Source organism: Demequina lutea, assembly GCF_013409005.1.
Taxonomy (GTDB): Bacteria; Actinomycetota; Actinomycetes; order Actinomycetales; family Demequinaceae; genus Demequina; species Demequina lutea.
The window spans coordinates 1,231,858-1,254,667 of record NZ_JACBZO010000001.1 but is presented as its reverse complement, the minus strand read 5'-3'; the positions used below and the strand labels follow the sequence as shown (position 1 = coordinate 1,254,667).

24 protein-coding genes and 2 riboswitches are annotated in these 22,810 nt (G+C 64.8%); of the genes, 13 read left to right on the top strand and 11 right to left on the bottom strand.

From position 1 onward, the window contains the following. Positions 1–138: 138 nt before the first annotated feature. Positions 139–2,895: a pyruvate dehydrogenase (acetyl-transferring), homodimeric type gene (gene aceE, locus BKA03_RS06135; RefSeq protein WP_083971678.1), complete on the top strand. Its 2,757-nt coding sequence runs from the start codon at positions 139–141 to the stop codon at positions 2,893–2,895. Positions 2,896–2,929: 34 nt separating this feature from the next. On the opposite strand, the gene BKA03_RS06130 is transcribed toward aceE, so the two are convergent. After that, positions 2,930–4,099, bottom strand: a complete 1,170-nt coding sequence (locus BKA03_RS06130) for a hypothetical protein (protein ID WP_062075363.1) — start codon at positions 4,097–4,099, stop codon at positions 2,930–2,932. 217 nt (positions 4,100–4,316) lie between these two features. Here BKA03_RS06130 and BKA03_RS06125 point away from each other — a divergent pair, with 217 nt between their 5' ends. The 5 genes from BKA03_RS06125 to BKA03_RS06105 all read left to right on the top strand — a co-directional run bounded on the left by BKA03_RS06125 (position 4,317) and on the right by BKA03_RS06105 (position 9,091). Then, the gene (locus BKA03_RS06125) at positions 4,317–5,489 is read left to right on the top strand and encodes a PucR family transcriptional regulator (RefSeq protein ID WP_062075362.1); all 1,173 of its coding nucleotides are present in this window, start codon (positions 4,317–4,319) and stop codon (positions 5,487–5,489) included. Positions 5,490–5,566: 77 nt separating this feature from the next. Beyond that, complete coding sequence (locus BKA03_RS06120) at positions 5,567–6,478, top strand: ACP S-malonyltransferase (protein ID WP_062075361.1); 912 nt, start codon at positions 5,567–5,569, stop codon at positions 6,476–6,478. After that, positions 6,475–7,473, top strand: a complete 999-nt coding sequence (locus BKA03_RS06115) for a beta-ketoacyl-ACP synthase III (protein WP_062075360.1) — start codon at positions 6,475–6,477, stop codon at positions 7,471–7,473. The genes BKA03_RS06120 and BKA03_RS06115 overlap by 4 nt, the downstream gene beginning before the upstream one ends. Positions 7,474–7,561: 88 nt before the next feature. Further along, entirely contained in the window at positions 7,562–7,810 is a 249-nt protein-coding gene (locus tag BKA03_RS06110; protein ID WP_062075359.1) for an acyl carrier protein, read from the top strand. Positions 7,811–7,855: 45 nt separating this feature from the next. Further along, positions 7,856–9,091, top strand: a complete 1,236-nt coding sequence (locus BKA03_RS06105; RefSeq protein WP_062075358.1) for a beta-ketoacyl-[acyl-carrier-protein] synthase family protein — start codon at positions 7,856–7,858, stop codon at positions 9,089–9,091. Positions 9,092–9,312: 221 nt separating this feature from the next. Here the strand turns inward: BKA03_RS06105 and BKA03_RS06100 are convergent, their stop codons facing one another. Then, complete coding sequence (locus tag BKA03_RS06100) at positions 9,313–9,678, bottom strand: nuclear transport factor 2 family protein (RefSeq protein ID WP_062075357.1); 366 nt, start codon at positions 9,676–9,678, stop codon at positions 9,313–9,315. A 2-nt stretch (positions 9,679–9,680) separates the two neighbouring features. Continuing rightward, positions 9,681–10,178, bottom strand: coding sequence for a DUF3145 domain-containing protein (locus BKA03_RS06095; protein ID WP_062075356.1), 498 nt, complete (start codon positions 10,176–10,178; stop codon positions 9,681–9,683). 207 nt (positions 10,179–10,385) lie between these two features. On the opposite strand from BKA03_RS06095, the gene BKA03_RS06090 reads away from it, so the two are divergent. Next, positions 10,386–11,072, top strand: coding sequence for an NAD(P)H-hydrate epimerase (locus tag BKA03_RS06090; protein WP_062075355.1), 687 nt, complete (start codon positions 10,386–10,388; stop codon positions 11,070–11,072). 26 nt (positions 11,073–11,098) lie between these two features. Here BKA03_RS06090 and def read toward each other — a convergent pair whose 3' ends face one another. Further along, positions 11,099–11,593 carry a peptide deformylase gene (gene def / locus BKA03_RS06085; protein WP_062075354.1) on the bottom strand — a complete coding sequence of 165 codons (495 nt, stop codon included), beginning with the start codon at positions 11,591–11,593 and terminating at the stop codon, positions 11,099–11,101. Between the two features lie 80 nt (positions 11,594–11,673). On the opposite strand from def, the gene BKA03_RS06080 reads away from it, so the two are divergent. Beyond that, positions 11,674–12,522, top strand: a complete 849-nt coding sequence (locus tag BKA03_RS06080) for an NAD(P)H-hydrate dehydratase (RefSeq protein WP_062075353.1) — start codon at positions 11,674–11,676, stop codon at positions 12,520–12,522. A 54-nt stretch (positions 12,523–12,576) separates the two neighbouring features. Here the strand turns inward: BKA03_RS06080 and BKA03_RS06075 are convergent, their stop codons facing one another. After that, complete coding sequence (locus BKA03_RS06075; protein ID WP_062075352.1) at positions 12,577–12,870, bottom strand: DUF1905 domain-containing protein; 294 nt, start codon at positions 12,868–12,870, stop codon at positions 12,577–12,579. 85 nt (positions 12,871–12,955) lie between these two features. Continuing rightward, positions 12,956–13,064: riboswitch (TPP riboswitch) on the top strand. On the opposite strand from BKA03_RS06075, the gene BKA03_RS06070 reads away from it, so the two are divergent. After that, positions 13,058–14,380 carry an MFS transporter gene (locus BKA03_RS06070; protein ID WP_062075351.1) on the top strand — a complete coding sequence of 441 codons (1,323 nt, stop codon included), beginning with the start codon at positions 13,058–13,060 and terminating at the stop codon, positions 14,378–14,380. (Overlaps the previous riboswitch by 7 nt.) Here BKA03_RS06070 and BKA03_RS15815 read toward each other — a convergent pair. From BKA03_RS15815 to thiC, 4 genes are all read right to left on the bottom strand, one after another. Then, positions 14,377–14,712 carry a bifunctional hydroxymethylpyrimidine kinase/phosphomethylpyrimidine kinase gene (locus BKA03_RS15815; RefSeq protein WP_179397716.1) on the bottom strand — a complete coding sequence of 112 codons (336 nt, stop codon included), beginning with the start codon at positions 14,710–14,712 and terminating at the stop codon, positions 14,377–14,379. The genes BKA03_RS06070 and BKA03_RS15815 overlap by 4 nt on opposite strands. 118 nt (positions 14,713–14,830) lie before the next feature. After that, entirely contained in the window at positions 14,831–15,487 is a 657-nt protein-coding gene (thiE, locus tag BKA03_RS06060) for a thiamine phosphate synthase (protein ID WP_062075349.1), read from the bottom strand. Then, entirely contained in the window at positions 15,484–16,287 is an 804-nt protein-coding gene (gene thiM / locus BKA03_RS06055) for a hydroxyethylthiazole kinase (RefSeq protein WP_062075348.1), read from the bottom strand. Before thiM ends, thiE begins: the two co-directional genes overlap by 4 nt. A 9-nt stretch (positions 16,288–16,296) precedes the next feature. Beyond that, positions 16,297–18,030: a phosphomethylpyrimidine synthase ThiC gene (gene thiC / locus BKA03_RS06050; RefSeq protein ID WP_062075347.1), complete on the bottom strand. Its 1,734-nt coding sequence runs from the start codon at positions 18,028–18,030 to the stop codon at positions 16,297–16,299. Then, a riboswitch (TPP riboswitch) is annotated at positions 18,028–18,135 on the bottom strand. Its footprint overlaps the gene before it by 3 nt. Positions 18,136–18,177: 42 nt before the next feature. Here thiC and BKA03_RS06045 point away from each other — a divergent pair. The 4 genes from BKA03_RS06045 to BKA03_RS06030 all read left to right on the top strand — a co-directional run bounded on the left by BKA03_RS06045 (position 18,178) and on the right by BKA03_RS06030 (position 21,173). After that, positions 18,178–18,444, top strand: coding sequence for a site-specific integrase (locus tag BKA03_RS06045; RefSeq protein WP_062075346.1), 267 nt, complete (start codon positions 18,178–18,180; stop codon positions 18,442–18,444). A gap of 62 nt (positions 18,445–18,506) precedes the next feature. Continuing rightward, positions 18,507–19,769, top strand: coding sequence for an IS21 family transposase (gene istA, locus BKA03_RS06040; RefSeq protein WP_062075345.1), 1,263 nt, complete (start codon positions 18,507–18,509; stop codon positions 19,767–19,769). Next, positions 19,766–20,539, top strand: coding sequence for an IS21-like element helper ATPase IstB (istB, locus tag BKA03_RS06035; RefSeq protein ID WP_062075344.1), 774 nt, complete (start codon positions 19,766–19,768; stop codon positions 20,537–20,539). Before istA ends, istB begins: the two co-directional genes overlap by 4 nt. Positions 20,540–20,576: 37 nt before the next feature. Continuing rightward, entirely contained in the window at positions 20,577–21,173 is a 597-nt protein-coding gene (locus BKA03_RS06030; protein ID WP_179397715.1) for a site-specific integrase, read from the top strand. A 6-nt stretch (positions 21,174–21,179) separates the two neighbouring features. Here the strand turns inward: BKA03_RS06030 and BKA03_RS06025 are convergent, their stop codons facing one another. After that, on the bottom strand, positions 21,180–21,971 hold the full coding sequence (locus BKA03_RS06025; protein ID WP_062075342.1) for a hypothetical protein: 792 nt from the start codon (positions 21,969–21,971) through the stop codon (positions 21,180–21,182). Positions 21,972–22,234: 263 nt separating this feature from the next. Continuing rightward, complete coding sequence (locus BKA03_RS06020; protein WP_062075341.1) at positions 22,235–22,810, bottom strand: Swt1 family HEPN domain-containing protein; 576 nt, start codon at positions 22,808–22,810, stop codon at positions 22,235–22,237.

Sequence of the window (22,810 nt, the reverse complement as noted above, 5' to 3'; positions counted from 1 at the left end):
CCGTCGCAACGGCCCAGAGCAACCTAGGCGGGTAGTTTGGGGTACTTCCCAGGGCATCGGGCCCATGCTGGCGTGACAATGCGGCTGGATATGGCAAGAATGTTGGGGTACGCGGCATCCCCGCAACCACGAATCCTCATGACGTGGCGCGACACCCTGCGCCCCTACGAAAGGTCCCCTGTGGCACAACACGGCCCGCTTGACAAGGACCCGGCAGAGACCAACGAGTGGCTCGAGTCGCTCGACGGGATGATTGAAGAACGCGGCGCCACGCGTGCCGAGTTCGTCATCGACAGGATGGTTGAGCACGCCGCCTCCAAGCAACTTTCCGTTCCGCTCAGCCTGAACACGCCCTACGTCAACACCATCCACGTTGACGACGAGCCGGAGTTTCCCGGCGACGAGGAAATCGAGCGTCGCTACCGCGGATGGATTCGTTGGAACGCCGCGGTGATGGTGACTCGCGCCCAGGCAGCGGGCAAGGGTGTCGGTGGCCACATCTCGTCCTACGCGTCCGTCGCGACGCTGTACGAAGTCGGCCTCAATCACTTCTTCAAGGGCAAGGACCACCCGGGAGGCGGCGACCACGTCTACTTCCAGGGCCACGCCGCGCCGGGCGTATATGCGCGTGGACTGGTCGAGGGCCGTTTCAACGAGGATGACCTCGACTCGTTTAGGCAAGAGAAGTCGGGCCCCGGCCGCGGCTTGTCGTCCTACCCGCACCCGCGCCTCATGCCCGACTTGTGGGAGTTCCCCACCGTCTCGATGGGTCTTGGCCCCGCGTCGGCGATCTACCAGGCATGGACCAACCGCTACCTCCAACTGCGCGGCCTCAAGGACACGTCCGAGCAGCATGTGTGGGCGTTCCTTGGCGACGGCGAGATGGACGAGCCGGAGAGCCGCGGGATGTTGCAACACGCGGCCAACCAGAAGCTCGACAACCTCACGTTCGTCGTCAACTGCAACCTGCAGCGTCTCGACGGCCCCGTGCGAGGCAACGGCAAGATCATTCAGGAACTCGAGGCATTCTTCCGCGGTGCCGGTTGGAACGTCATCAAGGTCATTTGGGGCCGCAACTGGGACCCGCTACTCGCTCGCGACGACGAGGGTGCGCTCGTCAACCTCATGAACACCGTCCCCGACGGCGACTTCCAGACGTTCCGCGCCGAGTCGGGTGCCTTCATCCGCGATCAGTTCTTCGGCGGCGACCCTCGCGCCAAGGAACTTGTCGCCGACATGACCGACGACGAGATCTGGGCGCTCAAGCGTGGCGGCCACGACTACCAGAAGCTCTACGCCGCCTACGCCAAGGCCACGACGGAGAAGAACGGCAAGCCCACGGTCATCCTTGCCAAGACGATCAAGGGCTACGGGCTGGGCACCAACTTTGCTGCCCGCAACTCGACTCACCAGATGAAGAAGCTTGCGGCCGCGGACCTCAAGGTGCTGCGCGACACGTTTAGCATCCCGTTCACGGACGCGCAGATCGACGACGACCCGTACAACCCGCCGTACTTCCACCCAGGCATGGACGACCCCGCGATCCAGTACATGCTTGGCCGGCGCAAGGTGTTGGGGGGCTTCGTTCCCGAAAGGCGCGTGTCTCACGATCCCATCGAGATGCCCGATCCCGCCGTCTACGACCTCCTCGCGAAGGGCTCCGGCAAGCAAGAGGCCGCGACCACGATGGCGTTCGTTCGCTTGCTCAAGGACCTCATCAAAGACAAGAACTTCGGCCATCGCATCGTCCCGATCATCCCCGATGAGGCGCGCACGTTCGGCCTTGATGCGATCTTCCCCACCGCCAAGATCTTCAATACCCAGGGCCAGAACTACTTGCCGGTCGACCGCGAACTCATGCTCAGCTACAAGGAGTCCGAGCAGGGCAAGATCATGCACACTGGGATCAACGAGGCTGGCTCCGCGGCCGCATTCCAGGCCGTAGGCACGTCGTACGCGACGCACGGGTATCCCCTGGTTCCGGTCTACATCTTCTATTCAATGTTCGGATTCCAGCGCACGGGCGACCAGTTCTGGGCCGCGGGCGACCAAATGACCCGAGGCTTCATCATCGGCGCCACCGCAGGCCGCACCACGCTTACGGGAGAGGGCCTGCAGCACGCCGATGGCCACTCGCCGATCCTCGCTGGCACCAACACGGCAATGGTCATCTATGACCCTGCGTTCGGCTACGAGATCAGGCACATTGTGCGTGACGGCATCGAGCGCATGTACGGCCCAGGCGATGGCCGCGACCAGAACGTCATGTTCTACATCACCGTGTACAACGAGCCGATCCAGCAACCCGTCGAGCCCGAGGACGTGGACATCGAGGGCATCATCAAGGGCATCCACAAGGTCGCCGATGCCGCGCCTGGCGATGGACCGCAGGCACAGATTCTCGCTTCAGGCGTTGCGGTGCCGTGGGCGCTTGAGGCTCAGGAACTGCTCGAGGCCCACTGGAACGTGCACGCAACCGTGTGGTCCGTGACGTCGTGGTCGGAACTTCGCCGCGAGGCCCTCAGCTGTGAGCGCGACGAGTTCTTGTATCCCGAAAGGCCCGCACGCATTCCGTTCCTCACGCGCAGGCTTGCAGGCGCGCAGGGTCCATTCGTTGCCACGACCGACTTCGATCACCTTGTTCCCGATCAGGTGCGCGCCTGGATTCCCGGCGACTACGCGACGCTCGGGGCGGACGGCTTCGGCTTCTCCGATACACGTCAAGCCGCGCGTAGGTTCTTCCACATCGACGGACCTTCGACGGCCGCGCGAGTGCTTCAGCAACTTGAGCGCAAGGGCGAGGTGCCTGCTGGGACCACCGCCAAGGCGATCGAGCGCTACGAGTTGCATGACGTGAGGAAAGGCACCTCCGGCAACTCTGGTGGCGAGGCCTAGAGTTTTAGTGGCCTAGCCGACCTCGTCTCGCGGATCAGCCCGCTTCACCCGCGGGCCTGTCCGGGCTGTCGGTAATCGGCGGCGCCTCGGGGCCGTCACTTAGAGGCGTTGTAGCGCCGGGATTGTCGGTCTCTGGGAGGACGTCTCCGTCGGCTCCCGGCACCGCAGCCTCGCCATTACCTGGCATCGGCTCTACGCCCTGCGTCGGCTCCACGCCCCGCGCGCCCATCTGCTCAACCGGCGCGTTGTCCGTTGCGCGCACGTTGCTACCGGGTGTCTCCCTCGACGCGGGCGCGGCCTTGTTTGGCTCCTGGGGTGGGCGACTCCGGGTGTCGGTACTCGTCTGACGACCAGCCTCGGACGGTTGCGTTGGCTCCGCAGGAGGCTTGCTGGTCGCGGGCGGCTGGGCCGCTGCCATGGGTGCCAAACCGCTCGCGGCGGCGCGTGCTGCCCTCGTGATGGAGTGCCGAACCACGCCGGCCATGATGATGGTGATGAGGCTCAACGCACCAAGGGCGATCCACAAGCCCCTGTTGAGGGCGCCCGTGAACGCCCCTTCACCCTGCACCCGCACATAGGCGCTCATGTCGCACGTGCGTTGGTCAGCATCGAGGTGGCCGTACATGTGGTAAATCCCGGCAAGCGTGATCCCCGTGCTGCCCTCGATATCCTTCAGATGACTCGCGACAGCCGCAGACCCAGAATTTGACTGCTTCTGGTCATTGTTGGCGGAACTACCGCTCCAGGTCTTCACCTGGAAGCCTCCGACGTCCATGCCGAGCGCGCTCCGCCAGTTCGTCAAGACAGCCGTCGACCCAGCGGTCCACTGCACCGTATCGGTCCTGGTGACGGCAAAGGGGTCGGCGATCGATGTCTGGGCTGGCGTCTTGCTGCCGAGCGACGATGTTCCATCGGCTGAGCACCCGTCCGTTATCGATCCCCCTGCGATCGCGTCCGGGATGCCCGCGACGGCGACTCCGGCCAAGAGCCCGCTCAACACCATCAACATGACGAAGCGCTTGCGCACGAGCACGGTGCGCTGCGTCAGAATGATCGTCACGAGAGCTACCGTGACAGCGAGAACTCCAAACAGGACAAGCCGATCCGGCGGCACCACGCCCAGTTGCCACAGCAAGGCGACAACGACGATTCCGAGCAACAGCCCGAGTAGGGATCCAAGTAGAGGCCGGGGCTTGGCGTCCATGACATTCCCGCTTTCGCTATGCCGACAAGCCTAGCGAGGACGGCTGTCGGCCGCTCGGTGAGCGCTCATGAGGCGCCTTCAACTGTGAGACTGCCCAATCTCAAACCGATTTCGTGGCGTGGATGCCCCCTTTTGCCCCACTTTGTGCCTTTTCTTGCCCCCCATTATGGGGGCGCGTTTTTGTGCAACACTCACAATTTGGCCTTATGCTTGAGATATGGTCGCCACGGTTGATGTTCGCCACGAAACTCTGCGCAGGCTCAAGTCGGGCACGGGGAAGTTGGCGACGGCCGCCCTGCGAGAGCTGGACGCCGACTACCGCTGGTTCGGCGAGCTCCCCGCCCAGGAGCGCTCATGGGTCGGCACCGTGGCTCAGGCGGGCATTACCTCCTTCGTGTCTTGGTATGCGAACCCGACGGGAACGTACCGTGGAGCGCTGGAAATCTTCGCGGCCGCGCCGCCCGAGTTGACCCGGTCCGTTTCCCTGCAACACACGCTGAGCATCGTGCGTACCGTCGTCAAGGTCGTCGAGGACAACGCGGATGAGCTCGCCGCTGTCGGCGGAGAGGCTCACTTGCGCGAGGCGATCCTGCGCTACTCGCGCGAGGTGGCCTTCAGCGCGGCCGAGGTCTACGCGCGTGCCGCCGAGACCAGGGGCGCGTGGGACGCTCGGCTCGAGGCCCTCGTCATCGACGCGCTCGTGCGCGGTGAGGTCGACGACGACCTGCCCTCGCGTGCCGCCGCACTTGGCTGGAAGCCAGGACCCACTCTCGTGGTCGTCGGCCGTACGCACGGCCCACTCGGCGAGACGCAATCCGCCGAACTCAGGCGCTCCATGCGCAGGGCCGCGACTGGGGCGATGGTGGGCATCCACGGCGAAGATCTCATCGTCATCGCCCGTTCGGACCAAGACCTGCGCGAACTAGCCTCGAGCATCATGGAGAGTTTTGGCCCTGGTCCCGTCGTCATCGGTCCGCCGGCCGTCACTCTCCTTGAGGTCGCACGCTCCGCACGGGCGGCGTTCGCGGGTGTCGTTGCCGCGCCGGCGTGGTCGCTTTCGCCGCGGCCCGTCCTCGCCGACGACCTCCTTCCCGAACGGGTACTCGTTGGCGACACCGGCGCCAGGGATCGTCTCATTTCCATCGCGTACGACCCCATCGTTCGTGCTGGAGGGTCTCTACAAGAGACGGTCGCGACGTTCCTCGATTGCGGCCGCTCCCTTGAACTCTCGGCACGCACGATGTTCGTCCACGCAAACACGGTTCGCTACCGCCTCAAGAAGGTATCCGAACTGACGGGGTGGGATGTGTTGTCCACTCGGGACGCCCACGTGCTCGAGACCGCCTTCGCTCTCGGTCGCTTGAGGGACGCGGGCCGCGCCAGTTTGTAGGTTTCCTCCAATAGCGGCGCCGCAAGTCGGTACCCCAAAAGCGCGGCACACCGCCCCACATAAGGCAGTCTTGACACATGCTTGCCATCGTCTGTCCCGGCCAGGGCGCGCAAAGTCCAGGAATGTTGTCCCCGTGGCTCGAACTGGCCTCTGCACGCGACTCCCTTGAGCTCTCCACCGACGCCGCGGGACTGGACCTCATCGCTCTCGGAACCGCAGCGGACGCTGACACGATCAGGGACACCTCCATCGCGCAGCCGCTCCTCGTCGCCACTGCGCTTGCGGCGTACGCCTCCCTTGACGGAGTCGTGCCCGGCGTCGTCGCTGGGCACTCCGTCGGCGAATTCTCCGCGGCCGCCGTAGCGGGCGTGCTTTCTCCCACCGACGCCGTGCGCCTCGTGCGGGCTCGTGGAGTCGCGATGGCCGCCGCCGCAGCCGCCTCCGAGCCAACGTCGATGGCCGCGATTCTCGGTGGAGACGACGCGGAGATCGCACAGACCCTCCTCAGCCTCGACCTCACCCCCGCAAACATGAATGGTGGCGGCCAGGTCGTCGCCGCGGGCACCGCCAGCGCGATTGCCGAACTGGTCGCGAACCCGCCTGCCCGCGCGCGAGTGATCGAACTGCAGGTGGCAGGCGCGTTCCACACGCGTTTCATGGCGCCCGCCGTCCCTGCCCTTGCCGAGGCGGCCTCGACCGTGATCCGCCACAATCCCTCCATTGCGATTCTCACGAACGCCGACGGCAGCGAGGTCGCCACGGGCGACGATGTGGTGGCGGGCCTCATCGCCCAGATCGCGCGCCCCGTGCGCTGGGATCTGTGTATGGACACCCTGATCGCTCTGGGAGTGACAGGGATCATCGAACTTGCGCCAGGAGGCGTCCTCAGTGGGCTCGCCAAGCGGTCCATGAAGGGCGTGCCCTCGGTGGCGCTCAAGACCCCGGACGACCTTGAGGCCGCCCTCGAGCTCTCAAGGAGCGTGGCATGACAGGCAAGATCAGCATCACCAAGGGACCCGAGTTTTCGCGCGTCATGGGCCTCGGAGTCGCCAGGGGCGAGAACGTGGTGCCCAACGCCGACATCATCGGACCAATCGACTCCTCGGACGAGTGGATACGCAAGATGACGGGCATCGCCACTCGCGTCCGCGCTGCCGAGGGCACGGAGATGATTGATCTCGCCGAGCGCGCTTCCCGTGAGGCGATCGCCAACGCGGGAATCGAACCCTCCCAGATCGACACCGTGATCGTGTCGACCATTACCTTCCCGCACATCACTCCCGGCGCCGCCCCCGTGCTCGCCGACCGGCTCGGCGCCACCCCCGCGGCCGCCTTCGACATTTCGGCGGCTTGTGCCGGCTACTGCTACGGCGTCGGCCAGGCCGACGCGCTCGTGCGCGCCGGACAGAGCACGTATGTTCTCGTCGTCGGCGCCGAGAAGATGTCCGACTACATCGATCCCACCGACCGCTCGATTTCGTTCCTGCTGGGCGATGCAGCGGGCGCCGTCGTCATCGGTCCCTCCGAGACTGCGGGCATCGGACCCACCATCTGGGGCTCGGACGGCGCCGGAGCCGGCCTCGTTGGCCAGAATCACTCGTGGACCGAGGTTCGCAACGGCGCCTCATTCCCCACCCTGCGCCAAGAGGGGCCGAGCGTGTTCAAGTGGGCCGCGTTTGACATGGCGCCCATCGCGCTCAAGGCGATCGAGGCGGCGGGGCTGACGCCGAGCGACATCGACGCGTTCATCCCCCACCAGGCAAACATGCGCATCATCGACCAGATGGTTAAGCAGATCGGCCTCCCTGCAAGCGTGGCCATTGGCCGCGACATCGTCGATTCGGGCAACACCTCCGCAGCGTCGATTCCCCTGGCAGCGGAGCGCCTGTATCGTGACGGCGCGGTGAAGTCGGGAGACATCGCCCTTCAAATCGGATTTGGCGCGGGCCTCGTATACGCCGCGCAAGTGATCGTCCTGCCGTAGTGGTGGGTCATGCGGCGCTACCCTCGGTAGACGTTCGTCCATAGTGCAGATGCCGAAGAGGCATCTACCAAACCAAGGAGAAAATCAGATGGCTCTCTCGGAGCAGGAAGTCCTCGCCGGCCTCGCAGAAATCGTGGTCGAAGAAACCGGTGTCGACGCCGCCGACGTGCAACTCGACAAGTCCTTCACGGATGACCTGGACATCGACTCACTGTCGATGATGACCATCGTCACGCTCGCCGAAGAGAAGTTCGACGTTCGCATCCCCGACGAAGAGGTCAAGAACCTCGTCAGCGTCGGCGACGCCGTCTCGTACATCACGTCGGCACAGGCCTAAGCGCTTAGCCGTCCCCGTTCACCCCGTTTATCCCGGAGGATCACCATGGCAGTTGTCGTCACAGGTCTAGGCGCGACCACCCCGCTCGGCGGGGACGCGTCCAGCACGTGGGAGGCTGCGCTCGCTGGACGTTCAGGCGTGCGCACTCTCGACAACGACTGGGCGGAGTTGTACGGCATGCCCGTGAACTTCGCGGGCCAGCTTGCCGTGCGGCCCGACACCATCCTCACGCGGCCGGAGACCAAGCGGATGGACCCCTCGGCCCAATACGCGATCGTCGCGACGCGCGAGGCATGGGCCGATGCGGGGTCCCCCAAGGTCGACCCCGAGCGCCTTGGCGCGGTCGTCTCGTCGGGAATTGGTGGGGTGTGGACGCTCTTGACAGCGTGGGACACCGTCAAGGAGCGGGGCGCCGCGCGCGTCCTGCCCATGACGGTGCCCATGCTGATGCCCAACTCCCCTGCCGCATACGTCGAGCTGGAGGTTGGGGCCAAGGCGGGCGCCCATGCACCGGTGTCCGCATGCGCATCGGGAGCGGAGGCCATCGGCATGGCCTTCGAGATGATCGAGTCTGGTCGCGCCGATGTCGTTGTCGCCGGGGGCACGGAGGCGGCCATTCACCCATTGCCAATCTCTGCCTTCGCGGCGATGGCGGCCCTTTCGAAGCGCAATGACAACCCCGCCGCCGCTTCGCGTCCGTATGACACCGGGCGGGATGGCTTTGTGCTCGGCGAGGGCTCGGCGATCCTGGTCCTTGAGTCGGAGGAGCACGCCCGTGCCCGCGGCGCCAAGATTTACGCGCGGCTGCTCGGCGTAGGGATGACCTCCGATGCGTATCACATTGCCGCCCCCGAACCCTCAGGCGAGGGCCAGACGCGCGCCATGCGCTTCGCCGTCGAACGCGCGGGCCTGTCTCTCACCGACATCATCCACGTCAACGCCCACGCGACCTCGACGCAAGTTGGTGACCCGATCGAGGCGCGCGGAATCGCGAGCCTCTTCGGCGACCACACCGCCGATGTGCTCGTCTCGGCAACCAAGTCCATGACGGGCCACCTGCTTGGCGGCGCGGGTGCACTCGAGTCGATGTTCACCATCATGGCGCTCCACGACCGCAAGGCGCCGCCTACGATCAACGTGTCTCAGCCGGACCCAGACCTCGCGATCAATCTGGTGAGGGACAAGCCGGCCGACCTTGCCCCGTCGGGCGATCTGGCCGCTATCAACAACTCGTTCGGCTTCGGCGGCCACAACGTCGCGCTGGTGTTCGCTACGGCGTAGCCCACGCCGCGTCACGGCGTCGTTGCGTCACTGCTGCGCCCCACCGAGCGCCACGAACCAATCAGAGCGCCGACGCGCCGCGTCTGCCGCTCCAAACGCCCGCGTAGCGGCGAGTCGCGTCGCAATTTGGTTCGGAGCGTCGGGGAGGGCTCGCTCGGGCACGTCCGCCCGCCGGGAATCCGAGCGCCTACCGCCCGAAGGGTCGCTGGCCGTCGCGGGGATTAGAGGCTTGTCGGCGTACCCTGGTGGTAGCGCAGAAGCCAGCGCTCGCCCTCTCGCACCCACACCGACGCCCGCCTCGCCGCACCGTGCTCGGATCGTTCGGGCACCGTCGTGTAGGTCAGCAGTACCGCACCGTCGGCAACGTCCGAGAAAGTCAGGTCGCTCAAGGGAATCTCGATACTTATCTCGACTGGCGGCATCTCTAGAACATTCGCACGCGAAAATATGCGACCCGAGCGGCCGATCTCGGTGAAGTCCGGATGCAGCACCGCCTCCATGTGGCGACGGTCAAAACGCGTCTCGGTGCGCCACATCGCCTCTTCGAGCGCCTGCAGCGTGAGGATGGTGGTGGCGTCGATGTTCATCGCTAGCCCACGCGGTGGAGCCAGCGCACTGGAGCGCCTTGGCCCGCGTAACGGAACGGCTCGAGCTCGTCGTCCCATGCCGTGCCCAGGGCGAGGTCCATCGCCCGCTTCACCTCGGTAATCGATCCGCCGTCCTCAATCGCGGCACGGATGCGATCCTCGGGCACCAAAATGTTTCCGTGGACGTCCGTCACGGCGTGAAAGATGCCGAGCGAAGGCGTGTGCGACCACCGGGCGCCATCACAACCAAAAGACGGGTCCTCGGTGACCTCGTAGCGCAAATGCTCCCAACCGCGCAGCGCTGAGGCGAGCCGCGCCCCCGTGCCCTGATGGCCCTGCCAAGCGACCTCGGTACGGTACAGGCTGGTGCCAGCCGGCTGATCAATCCAGTCGAAAGTGGCGCGTGAGCCCAGCACTGACTGTGCCGCCCACTCCACGTGGGGGCACATCGCTCGAGATGCCGAATGCACAAAAAGAACACCGCGGGTGATGGCGGCCATGACCCCTCCTTGTTGATAGGTGCGTCTTCCCCTACGACCTATCGAGGCGTCCGGCTCTCCGGATGTACCTCTATGGTGCCTCAGCAACGCCCAAAGCGCCAGTTACCTGCCGGAGTGGCGTCGGCAAAGTCGCCTGCGTCGAATGCCGCCCCGCGCCCGTTGCCCGAGGAGTGAGCAGACAATCGCCGAACGTGGGACCCTGAAGGCGTGACCGACGATACCGAAGTCCCCATTCCCAGCGCCGCTCTCCCCGCACCCTTGACCATCGCGCAGATCAAGGAAGCCGAACTGGTGGCCCTGTCTCGCGCCCCCGAAGACGTCCTGATGGATCGCGCGGCGCGCGCCGTCGCCAGGGTAGTAAGGGAGGAACTCGTGGCAGCGGGCCAATTGGTCCCCAACGCTCACGTGGTCATTCTCGCGGGCTCTGGCCGCAACGGCGGTGACGCGCTGCTGGCCGGCGCGCTCCTCGCCCAGGACGGCGCCGATGTGACTGCGGTGGAGGTCTCGACGTCGGCCCACGCTCGCGGCAAGGAGTTGTTCGATGCGGCGGGTGGCGTGCTCCTCAACGCGATTGCCGAGTCGGGGCTCCGCGCGGCAGATGCCGAGGTCAAGACGGCGGATCTGGTGATCGATGGCATTGCTGGCCTGGGCGGCACGGCGGGCTTGAGGGCCCCTGCGGATCACCTGGTGAGCGTCATCCCGTCGAGCGCCGTGATCGTTTCCGTCGATCTTCCGAGCGGCCTCGATGCCGATAGCGGAGAGGTGACGGGCACGCATGTAACGGCCAACGTGACGGTTGCGTTCACCGCTCCGTCGTGGTGCCTCGTAACCGCCCCCGCTTCCGGGGCTGCGGGCCGCATCGTCGTGGCCGACGTGGGTGTCGACGTCGTTTAGAAGTCGCAGCTCTGGAGGTCGCCGCCCTAAGCGTCGATTTGCGCGCGCAGTTCCTTCATGGCCCTGCGGCGCTCTTCCTTGGCCAGCCTGTCGATGTAGAGCTTGCCGCCGAGGTGATCTACCTCGTGGTTGACGAGCCGGGCCCAAATGTCCTCGCCCTCGACTACCACCTGATTGCCGTTGAGGTCGGTGCCGATCGCCTTCGCGTAGAGCGGGCGCTCACACGCGAACCAGAGACCAGGAACCGATAGGCAACCCTCGTCACCGAGCTCCTGAAGCTCGGCGGAGTTCTCCACAATCTCGGGGTTCAGCACGTAGCCGATGTCTCCGTCGATATTCCAGGAGAAGGCCCGCAGGCTCACGCCGATCTGATTTGCCGCGAGTCCGGCCCTGCCGTCGTGATCGACGGTCTCGAGCAGGTCCTCGACCAAGGCGCGCACGCTCTCGGTGATTTCGGTGATCGGTTCGCAGGGGGTGCGCAGCACTGGGTCGCCCACCACTCGGATTTCTCGCGTGGCCATGGACGCATTCTTTCACGTCGCGAAGCGCCTCGGGGCCGCTCAAGGTCCGCCGCTAGCGGCGCGCGTGCCAGGCTATGGGTATGGATTCCGTAGATCGGTCCTGGGTCGCGGCGGTGTGGCCGCGCCCCCAGGCTCACGACGACAAGTATTCGCGAGGGGTTGTCGGCATTGTCGCCGGCTCCGAGGCCTATCCGGGGGCGGCCGTCTTGGTCGCGTGCGGCGCCGCGCGCGCTGGGGTCGGGATGGTGCGCTACGTCGGCCCTCGCCGCGCCCAGGACCTGGTTCTCGCGTATCGGCCCGAGGTCGTCGTTCACGATCCAGCCGATGCCTCCGACCGTCTCCCCCACGCCTCGGCGTGGATCGTGGGCAGTGGCGTGGCCGATCACCCAGGACAGGACGCCGTCATTGGCGCGGCTCTTGCCTCCGGGACGCCCCTGGTGGCCGATGCCGGCGCGCTCGAGGCTTGCGTGCGGTCACGTGCGGCGGGCGCTCGGCAAACCCCACCCGACCGAGTGCTCCTCACGCCCCATGCGCGCGAGCTCGTGAGGGCCCTCGCGGCAATTCGCCACGACGTGACTCTGGCCGATGTCGAGCGCGACAGGGCGGGCCACGCGCGGCTTCTCGCCGAGACGGCTCGCGCCACCGTGTTGCTGAAGGGTTCGCGGACGATCATCGCGTCCGCAGGCGGCGCCGTCGTCGAGCTCGAGGAGGCCCCCGCATGGCTCGCGACCGCCGGAGCCGGGGACGTGCTGGCGGGCATCGCGGGCGCGCTGCTCGCGTCGGGGCTATCGGCGGCCGATGCCGGGGCGGCGGCGTCCTGGGTGCACGCGCGGGCCGCGGAGGCGGCTTCTGGCGGCGGGCCCATCGTCGCGCTGGACGTGGCCGACGCACTCCCGGCCGTGATCGCGGAGCTGCTGCTGGGGTCGTAGTTGCCCAAATCGTCGTCACCCACGACCTAGCCCTATCGGCCGGGCGTGCGCCTGTCAGACGGTGCGCAGGATGAACGTGGCGGTCTCCCCCGCTCTGAGAGATTCGGCCTTGAGGATCGCCTTCTTGACCGGGAGCACGAACGTGGCGTCCTGCTTCGAGGGGAACACCGACGTGCGCCACGTGCTGGAGCCCACGGTGACCTCGACCTTGACGGCCCCAAAGCCCCTGCGGGGCTCGGGTGCGGCATCCTCGATCTCGTCGGCCACGTCCTCGGGGAGGTTCGCGAACACCCAGCAGTCGGTGCGTGCGGCCCACAAGTAGAGCTCGGCGGCGAAGGTGTAGGTCACGCGCCGAGGCTACAGCGAGTCAACGACGCTTGGGCAAATCCCCCCTGGCGGCGTCTTGCGCCTTCTCGGCTGACGCTATAGTCATGTCTATCCACACGGGAGCCCTGATGCAGGGGCTGAGAGGAAGCTGACGCAGCTTCGACCGTTGAACCTGTCCGGGTAATGCCGGCGAAGGAAGTGAGCTTCGGTGAATAACTCTGTCCAGCCCTCTAACCAGGCGGCCGCCCTCGTTCGCCCGGATGGGCGAAACTCCACGATGCCAACCGCTGTCCGCCGCGCACTCCGCGGTGGCATCTTCGGAAATTTCGTTGATCAGTTTGATATCTTCCTCCCAGTTATTGCCTTGACCCCCGCAGCCGCCGAGGTGTTCGGTCCGAACAATTTGGTTGGCAACGCCGGGCTAGTTTTTGTCGCGGCACTTCTGGGCCGCCCTCTGGGTGCCGCGATTTTTGGTCCGATTGCTGACCGGTTTGGGCGGACGTGGACGACGAAAGTTGCTCTCGCGGGGATCGCACTGACGACGCTCCTCATTGCGCTGGTCCCCGGCTATTCCGTGCTGGGTAACGGAACCCTATTCATCATCGTCGGACTGCGTTTTCTGGGCGGGGTCTTCCTGGGCGGGGAATATACATCTGCTGTGCCGTTGGCGATGGAGTGGTCCGCCCCGAGGAGGCGAGGTCTGGCCAGCGGGTTCATCATGTGGATGTCTCCGTGGGCGAACGCGACGATCGCCGGGATTGTGTTTGTGCTCCTCAGCACCTCTACTCCGGAAATGTATGGTGCATGGGGTTGGCGTATTCCGTTCCTGCTCGGGTCGGCGCTTGCCGTCGCGATGATGGTCTACTACCGCTTTGCGGTCGTGGATTCACCAGTCTGGACTGGTGCGCTAAAGGCGCGAAACCCGCTGAAGGAAATCTTCGTTGGCCCGCACCGCCGCGCGCTCGTGCAGGTCTTCGTGTTGATGACTGGGTTATGGCTCATGACAGATATGGCGATTCCCACTCTGACTGGCGAGCTCAAGGTTGCCTCCCACCTGAGTGCGCAAGCGATATCGTTCACGATGCTGTGCGCCACAGCAGTATCGGCCGTGACGATGCTCGCGGCAGGACACCTGTCGACGGTGCTGGGAAGGCGCACCTTTTTCATGGGCTTCGGACTGCTCGCCGCCGTGTTCGCGCCGATCACATTCCTCGCGATCTTCCGCACCAACGGAATTCCGGTCGCCCTGGTGTTGGTTGTAGCGCTGCAAGTAGTGACGGTTTCCGGCTACGGTCCGGTCGGCGCATATCTTGCCGAACGGTTCCCTGCGGCCGTTCGCTCCAGCGGGTACGGGGTCGGGTACAGCCTCTCGATCGTGCTCCCCGCGCTGTACCCCTACTACCTGCCAGCGTTGCAAGCGGCCCTTGGGCAGCAGACGGCAATCGCAGCGCTCCTCGTCCTCGGCGGTGTGCTGGTATTCATCGGCGGAATCACGGGTCCGGAAACGAACAAAGTCGGGATTCTCAACTAACGTTGCCCCTCCGAAGCGGCATCCCACAGGTGATGAAAATGGTGGATGGGACCATTGCCCGACCCGACCTCCAATTGGTCGGCGTGGCGGATGCTGTCCTGCAGCCACGCTTTCGCGACGGTCAGGGCGACAGTCCAGTGGCTGAGCTGCGCCTGAAGTGTGGTGACCGCGGAGGAGAGGGAGCAGCCTGTCCCGTGCGTGTTCGTGCTACTCACTCGTGCCGCAGTCAACTCGAACAACTGCAGGCCGTCACCGAGGTGGCCCACAGCATCGACGAGCGCGTCGGGGGATTCCGGGCCCTGCAGGTGACCGCCTTTCACCAGAACGATCACATCGTGAATCTCGGACAGGCGGCGATGCTCTTCAGGTCGGCTTGAATACCTGCACCTCCTGCGGGGTCTGTTCCGGCAATGCTGAGAACCCGAGGAACTGCCAGGGGCGGTGAGGCGGTCATTCGTCCCACGCGGCGATGAGCGCTTCGGTGTTGGCCCGTGGGTCTGGCGCGCCGCAGATCGCTGAGACCGCGGCGGCTCCTGCAGCCCCAGCACGGCGAAGAATCGGCATGTCCGCCAGCGTGATGCCGCCGATGGCCACGCACGGTAACGACGTCAGACTTGCAAGAGCTCTGAAGCCGACGACGCCAAGAGGTCGGGGATGGTCCGGTTTGGTTGCGGAGGGCCGAATGGCGCCGACCCCGAAGTAATCAACGGTGCTCTCAGGAAGGCGGTGCGCATCCATAATGTGCGCAGCCGTGTGGGCGGTGAGCCCGATCACAGCATCGGCCCCGACAATTCGTCTCACCTGAAGCGGGGACATGTCGCCCTGCCCGACATGTACGCCGTGTACTGCGGCGCCAGCAGAACGGGCGGCCAAGAACGCGTCGACTCGGTCATTGACCAGGAGCAGTGCCCGGTCGCCGACAGCATTTGCAGTGCGCATGACAAGATCGTAAAAGTCTGTGTCGCTGGCCGTTTTGTCCCGAATCTGGACCAGTCTGACACCCCCTGCGACCGCTGCCCGCACAGTATCCACGACGCCGAGCTCACCACACAGCACGGTGTCCGTGACAAGATACACACCGCCGGTGAAAGTCGGGCGACCCGTCATGCGATCTTGACTCGCGACTGGATCTCGGCCGCGTCGATCGCAGCCAACGCGTCAATGAAGGCAATGGCGAACGTGCCAGGACCATGCGCGTTCACCGCCGCCAATTCTGCCGCGATCGTATAGACAGCTGTGGCCGATGCGGTTGCGGCCAGCTGGTCTTCTCCGACCGCGAGGAAGGCCGCGGTCACGGCTCCCAAGGCACACCCCCCTCCGGTGACGAGAGTCAAATAGCGGTGCCCGTTGCTGATCCGCAACACATCCGTTCCGTCCGTGACAAGGTCGGTTGCGCCGGAGATTGCGACGGTGGAACCGTGGGTGTGGGCGAGATGGGTGGCGGCATCCAGCGCGCCTTCTGCGCTGTCGACCGTATCCACACCTCGGCCGCCAGCCCCGAAGCCGGCCAAAGCCTTGATCTCGGAGGCGTTTCCCCTAATCACAGTAGGCGAGTACTTCAGCAACTCCCGTGCCAACGCCGTGCGCACCGGAAGTGCACCCACAGCGACGGGATCAAGTACCCATGGACCGCCCTTATGGTGGGCTGCCTGAGCGGCCTCGATCATCGCGATTCGTTGCTCGGCATGCGGGGTTCCAACATTGACCAACGTCGCCGACGCGATTTCGGCAAGCAGTCCTGCCTCGGTCGGAATGTCTGTCATCGCTGGGGTCGCACCTATCGCGAGCAGAACGTTGGCGGTGAAGTTGGTCACCACCGTGTTCGTCAGGCACTGAACGAGAGGCGTGCTCTCGCGCAATTTCTCAAGGAGGGCGCAGACGTCAGCCGCGCTGAGACGGTTCGTCACCGAGCAACTCTACGGTCTGCCGATGACGGGTTCCGGGACATACACTTTTCCGCCAGATTCCCGGAACGCTGTTGACCTCTCCTCCATCCCAGCAATGATCTGCTGCTCAGACAAGCCCCCAAACTGATCGCGGATATCTTGCGAGATCCGCATGGAGCAGAACTTCGGTCCGCACATCGAACAGAAGTGGGCCGTCTTCGCCGGTTCGGCTGGGAGCGTCTCGTCGTGGAATGCCTCGGCCGTGACCGGGTCAAGGGAGAGTGCGAACTGGTCCCGCCAGCGGAACTCGAAACGTGCTTTGGACAGCGCGTCGTCGCGTTCGTGCGCGCCGGGGTGACCTTTTGCGAGGTCAGCCGCGTGAGCGGCGATCTTGTAGGTGATCACACCCGTTTTGACGTCGTCCTTGTTCGGCAGCCCCAGATGCTCTTTCGGGGTGACATAGCAGAGCATCGCCGTCCCATACCTGGCGATCTCGGTAGCTCCGATCACAGAGGTGATGTGGTCATAACCGGGAGCAATATCCGTGACCAAGGGGCCGAGCGTGTAGAACGGGGCACCGTCGCACAACTCCTGCTGACGTTCCACGTTCTCCCGAACCAGATGAAAGGGGATGTGGCCGGGCCCTTCCACCATCACCTGAACGTCGTACTTCCAGGCCCGCTTCGTCAATTCCGCGAGGGTGTCAAGTTCCGCGAACTGGGCCGCATCGTTGGCATCAGCTGTTGATCCCGGGCGCAGCCCGTCGCCGAGGGAGAACGCGACATCGTAACGAGCGAAGATCTCGCACAGCTCATCAAAGTGCGTGTAGAGGAAGTTTTCCTGATGATGCGCCAGACACCACCCAGCCATGATCGACCCGCCGCGAGAGACAATCCCCGTCACCCGCTCCGCAGTCAACGGCACATACCGGAGCAAGACTCCGGCATGGACGGTCATGTAGTCCACGCCCTGCTCACACTGCTCGATCACCGTGTCCCGGTAGATCTCCCACGTGAGCGCGTTTGCTTCACCATTGACCTTTTCGAGAGCCTGGTAGATCGGCACGGTGCCGATGGGCACCGGGGAGTTGCGGATGACCCACTCCCGGGTCGTGTGAATGTCATCACCAGTGGACAGGTCCATGACCGTGTCTGCGCCCCACTGAGCCGCCCACTGCAGTTTGTCCACCTCCTCGGCAACTGAACTAGTCACCGCGGAGTTGCCGATATTGGCGTTGATCTTCACCAGGAATGCTTTGCCGATGATCATCGGCTCAGACTCCGGATGGTTGATGCTGTTGGGGATGATCGCCCGACCAGTAGCCACCTCGGACCGCACCAACTCCACGTCACAGTTCTCGCGAAGAGCAACGAAACGCATCTCCGGAGTAATTACGCCCTTCTTCGCGTAATACATCTGCGTGACCGTCTTGCCCGGCAGAGACCGGCGAGTTATGGGTTTGTCGCCCTCCCACTCGGCGGATGCGGCACCTCTGCGCAGCGCCGTACGCCCGTCGTCATGCAGATTACGTTGCCGCCCGGAATACGCCTCCGTGTCACCACGTGCCTCGATCCACTCCGAGCGAAACGGGGGCAAGCCGCGCACCGGATCACTCCCCGGCCCCTCGGTGCGATACACCGTGAACGGTTCGTTCACCTGACCGTTCGGCGACGGTTCAAGCGCGATCTGCGTCACCGGGACACGTATGCCGTGCTCGACATCGTGCGTGTATCCGAGCGTGTGGGATGGGCTGACGGGTTCCATGCGCGGACTCCTACTTCCTTCGCCGGCATTACCCGGACAGGTTCAACGGTCGCAGGCCGCGTCAGCCTGATCTCAGCCCCTGCAAGGGCACCCGTGTGGATTAGGAGCACACTAACATTTCTCCGAGGTTGTCGGCGGGTCAACGCCGTGACTCGGGCCGACGTCCAGACGTGGGTGACGGCGCTCGACGGCGAGGGTCTCTCCCCCGCTACCGTCCACCATCACTACGTCGCCCTCAAGAAGGCGTTCCGCTTTGCCCAATGGGACCGACTCATCGCGTTCAACCCATGCGACGGGGTGAAGTTGCCAAAGGTGGCGACGGTGGACGACTTCGCGCCGAGATTCCTGACTGCGGCCGAGGTCGAGCGGGTCTCGGCTCGCCTTGACGCGACGGCGGCGCCCTACGGGTGTTAACGCCGACTGAAAACAGGGCCACTAGCGCCAACTGAAAACGGGGCCACCGACCATCATGGAAGGTGATCAAATTGGATGATTGGGCGAAGATTCGCCACCTGTTCTCGACGGGTGAGCATTCGAAGCGGGAGATAGCACGTTTGGCTGGTGTCTCGCGGGGGACGGTCGATCGGGCGTTGGCGGAGGACCGCGAGCCGGCCTATCGGCGTGCGCCGTCGGGGTCGAGCTTCGACACGTTCGCGGCCGACGTGCGGAGGTTGCTGGCGGTGACACCGACGATGCCAGCGGCGACGATCGCCGAGCGCGTCGGATGGGTGGGGTCGGAGTCGCTCTTCCGTGCGAAGGTTGCCGAGGTGCGACCGGACTATGCGGTCCCGGATCCGGCGGACCGGCTGGTGCACCTGCCCGGGTTCCAGGTCCAATGCGACCTGTGGTTTCCCCACGAGGACCTGCCCCTGGGCGATGATCAGCAGGCGGCTCCGCCGGTGCTGGTGATGACCTCGACCTGCTCGGGGTTCCTGCAAGCCAGGATGCTGCCGTCGCGGACGACATCGGATCTGCTCGGCGGAATGTGGTCCCTTATCGAGGAGGCTGGCGCGGTCCCTGCCCGGTTGACGTGGGACAACGAGACCGGCATCGGCCGCGGTCGCCTCACTGACCCGGCGGCCGCGTTCGCGGGGACGCTGGGCACGCAGATCAAGTTGCTGAAAGCACGCGATCCGGAGTCCAAAGGCGGGGTCGAGCGGATGAATCGGTTCTTCCGCTCGAGGTTCATGCCTGGCCGTGTGTTCGCCTCGCCGGACGACTTCAACACCCAGCTCGCAGCATGGCTGCCGGTTGCTAACGCCCGGATGTCCAGGTCGCGGCGCGGACGTCCGGGCGAGCTCGTGGCCGCCGATCGGGCGGCGATGCGCGCCCTGCCGCCGGTCGCCCCGGAGGTGGTGTTCCGCAACTCGGTCCGCTTGCCGCGTGACTACTACGTTCGTGCGTTCAGCAACGACTACTCCGTCGACCCGACCATGATCGGTCGCCTCGTCGACGTCACCGCGTCCCTGGACACCGTCGCCGTCCACCACGACGGCATCCTGATCGCCGAGCACCGCAGGAGGTGGGCCAGGCAACTGACGGTCACCGACCCGGCCCATGTGACAAGAGCGGCGGTGCTGCGGTCGCAGTTCCAGGCCCAGCACCGGCGTCGGGCGCCGGTGGCCGCGGTCGTGGAGCTGGCCTCGCTCGCGCACTACGACGAGTTGTTCGGAGTCGACCCCGCCCTCGATCGCAGCGTCGTCGCCGCAGCGCCCGCGGTGCTGGCGGTCGCATCATGACAGGACAGGCCACGGGCGAGGCGGGATCGCAGATTGAGTACTACGCCCGCGCCCTGCGCGCACCGCGGATCAGTGACGCGTTCCGCCGCCTCGGCGACCAGGCCCGCGACGCGGGCTGGTCCCACGAGGAATACCTCGCCGCGGTCTTATCGAAAGAAGTTTCCGAACGAGAAGCCTCCGGCGCGGCCCTGCGAATCAAGGCCGCACGGTTCCCCGGCCACAAGACCCTGGAGGACTTCAACTTCGACCACCAACCGTCCGCCGACCGGAACCTGATCGCACACCTCGGGACCAGCGTGTTCCTCACCGAGGGAAAGAACATCGTCCTCCTCGGCCCACCAGGGACCGGCAAAACGCATCTCGCTGTCGGCATCGGTATCAAGGCCGCGAAAGCCGGCCACCGGGTCCTGTTCGATACCGCAACCGGGTGGGTGGCCCGGCTGCAGGAAGCCCACTCCCGCGGGAAACTCCCCGCGGAACTCGCACGGCTGCGCCGCTACAGCCTGCTGATCGTTGACGAGGTCGGCTACATCCCCTTTGACCAGGACGCCGCAAACCTGTTCTTCCAACTCGTGTCGAGTCGCTATGAACACGCATCGCTAATCATGACCTCCAACCTGCCCTTCGCCCGCTGGGGAGACGTCTTCAGCGACCTCACCATCGCCTCCGCAATGATCGACCGCATCGTTCACCACGCCGACGTCATCAACCTCAAAGGCACCAGCTACCGGCTCAAGAGCCACGCACCTGTCTCGACTGAGGCACACTAGAACCACACAACAGTGGCCCTGTTTTCAGTCGGCGCTAGTGGCCCTGTTTTCAGTCGGCGTTAACAACGGGCTCTTGGTGCGCTTCGCGGCCTACACGGGGCTACGGGCGGGCGAGTTGACGGGGCTACGGGTGCGAGACCTCAACCTCGCCGCCGGGCACGTCGAGGTCCGCCAAACCCTCGCCCGCATCGGTGGCGTCTGGAAGATCAGCACACCCAAGTCCGCGCGCTCATCCCGCAACGTGCCGCTCGTCGACCGGGCGCTGGTCAAGGACCTTCGGGCGTACCTGGTGGCGCACCCGAACTCGGGCGACCCCGAGGCGCTGCTCTGGCCGGGGCGGGTGTCCGGCTCTCATCTCGTTGCCTTCGATCGGGTGCTCGACACGGGCTCGGTACTGCGGAACTACCTACGCCCGGCGGTCGAGGCCGAGGGGCTGCCGCAGATGCGGCTCCACGACCTGCGCCACACGTTCGCCTCGCTCATGCTGGCGGCAGGCTTCCCACCGTACGAGGTGTCACGCTGGCTCGGCCACGCCTACCTCGCCACGACGGATTCGATCTACGCGCACCTGTACCCGAGCGACTACTCGGCCCACGTCGACCGCTTCTCGGCGTTCGTGGCAGAGGCGCGGTAACCGGCGCTAGGCGGGTTCCTTCGTGAGTGCGACAAGTTCAGCGCGGAGCAAGTCGTACTTTGCTGCGTGCGCGCTGCTCTTGACGTTGACCGGCAAGGCGTGGAAACCATAGTCCCAGATGTTGTGGTAACCACCCCCATCTACGCCATAGATGAGCCGGGCAAGAGGCCCGAATATCGTTTTGGCCACTTCCGACTTGCCAGTCCCATTGACGCAGTGGTTGACGCAGTACCGGAAGCCGCCTAGCGACACATCCACTGCGGAACTCAGGTGTGAAGCGTTGTTGGAAGTCATCCCAAAGAACCGAATACGGTCTGACAAGTCAATGACCTTGGTCTGCATCTGTAGACCCGACTGGAACATCGTCGCGAGGTGTTTGTGTTGATTGTCCTCGCGGTCGATCATGAACGCCCCCGAGGACTTCTTGCGTCCCAGGAACCTGTAGTAGGCCAGCGAAAGTGTGTTCAGCGCGTAGTCCATCCTCACCTGGCCGGACTGGTTATCCGCAATATCCTGCAGGATCACATAGGTGAACATCTTGGCGCCACGGTCCACGAGGCACTCGATCAACTCAGCCTTAGCTTGAGTGGCCGTTTCGATGCTGACTTGATCGGGACGCGCTCGCGTGTGGAACTTGAAACTGTCCCCCGGCTCGTAGCCTGCCTTGAGCCGCATCGCCTCGATGTCGGCATGGATCGCGTCGATTGCGTCGAGTGGGAAGACAATGCCGCCGACGATGAAGAACTCGCCCAACTTGGCACTGTTGTTTGTCTCATCACCTAGGAACCAGTACTCCACGGCTCACCCCGACCTCTCGTTCGCCTGGCTCGGCGACCATCCCACCTTACTGGGAGGGACCCGCGTGGTCTCGACGAGCGACGTAGCCATGTCCCCACGCAGGCGCTTCGAACTGGGCCAACGTCTCCGACTTTCTGCGGACGGCGCTCCACGTCGTAGTCGCAATCAGCAGGCCCAAGGCGTGAGGGGTACTGGTTTGTCCTGCCGGGGAGGTTGACGTAACCAAGATCGAGCCTCCGGTAGGAGGAGCTCCGGGATGCGTGCTAGAGGCCGACTTGCTTGTTCCAGTCCCTCATGAGTATCCCGATCCGCTCGACGTCAGGTAGATCCAGAGTTCCGCTGTGCATGATGACGTTCCGGGAACGCTCGATCGTTGCAAAGATCGATGTCGCCCAGTCGAGCCGCCTCACGTAGGGTTCGAACAACTCCCAGTTCTGCTGGATGATGTTCGGTAAGTGGCCGAGTTCGGTATAGCTCAGCAAGTCATCGCCGCGAACTCCGTGCCACTTGCTCTTCTCCTCGTCCACACGCCGAGACTCCGAAAATGTCCGGATCTTCTGAGAGACGCCTCGGTCCCACCAGTCTTCCCCAAACTCGTCTATCAACACCCGGGACACGAATTTCCGAACCGAATGTTCGAACGCCGCGATGGCCGCGTAAACCACCGACATTAGTCTCGCAGAGTCAAGCATCTCGGAGTCAAACAACTCGAGACTCAGGGCTTGCTCAATGTCCGCCTCGGTGGCGGAGTACGCGGTACGCCCTGGACGTCCTGCCGCGTCGAGAGCCTCTTCTGTCAGCATTCCCCGGTAAACGAAGTCGTACATGCGGTTGTGCAT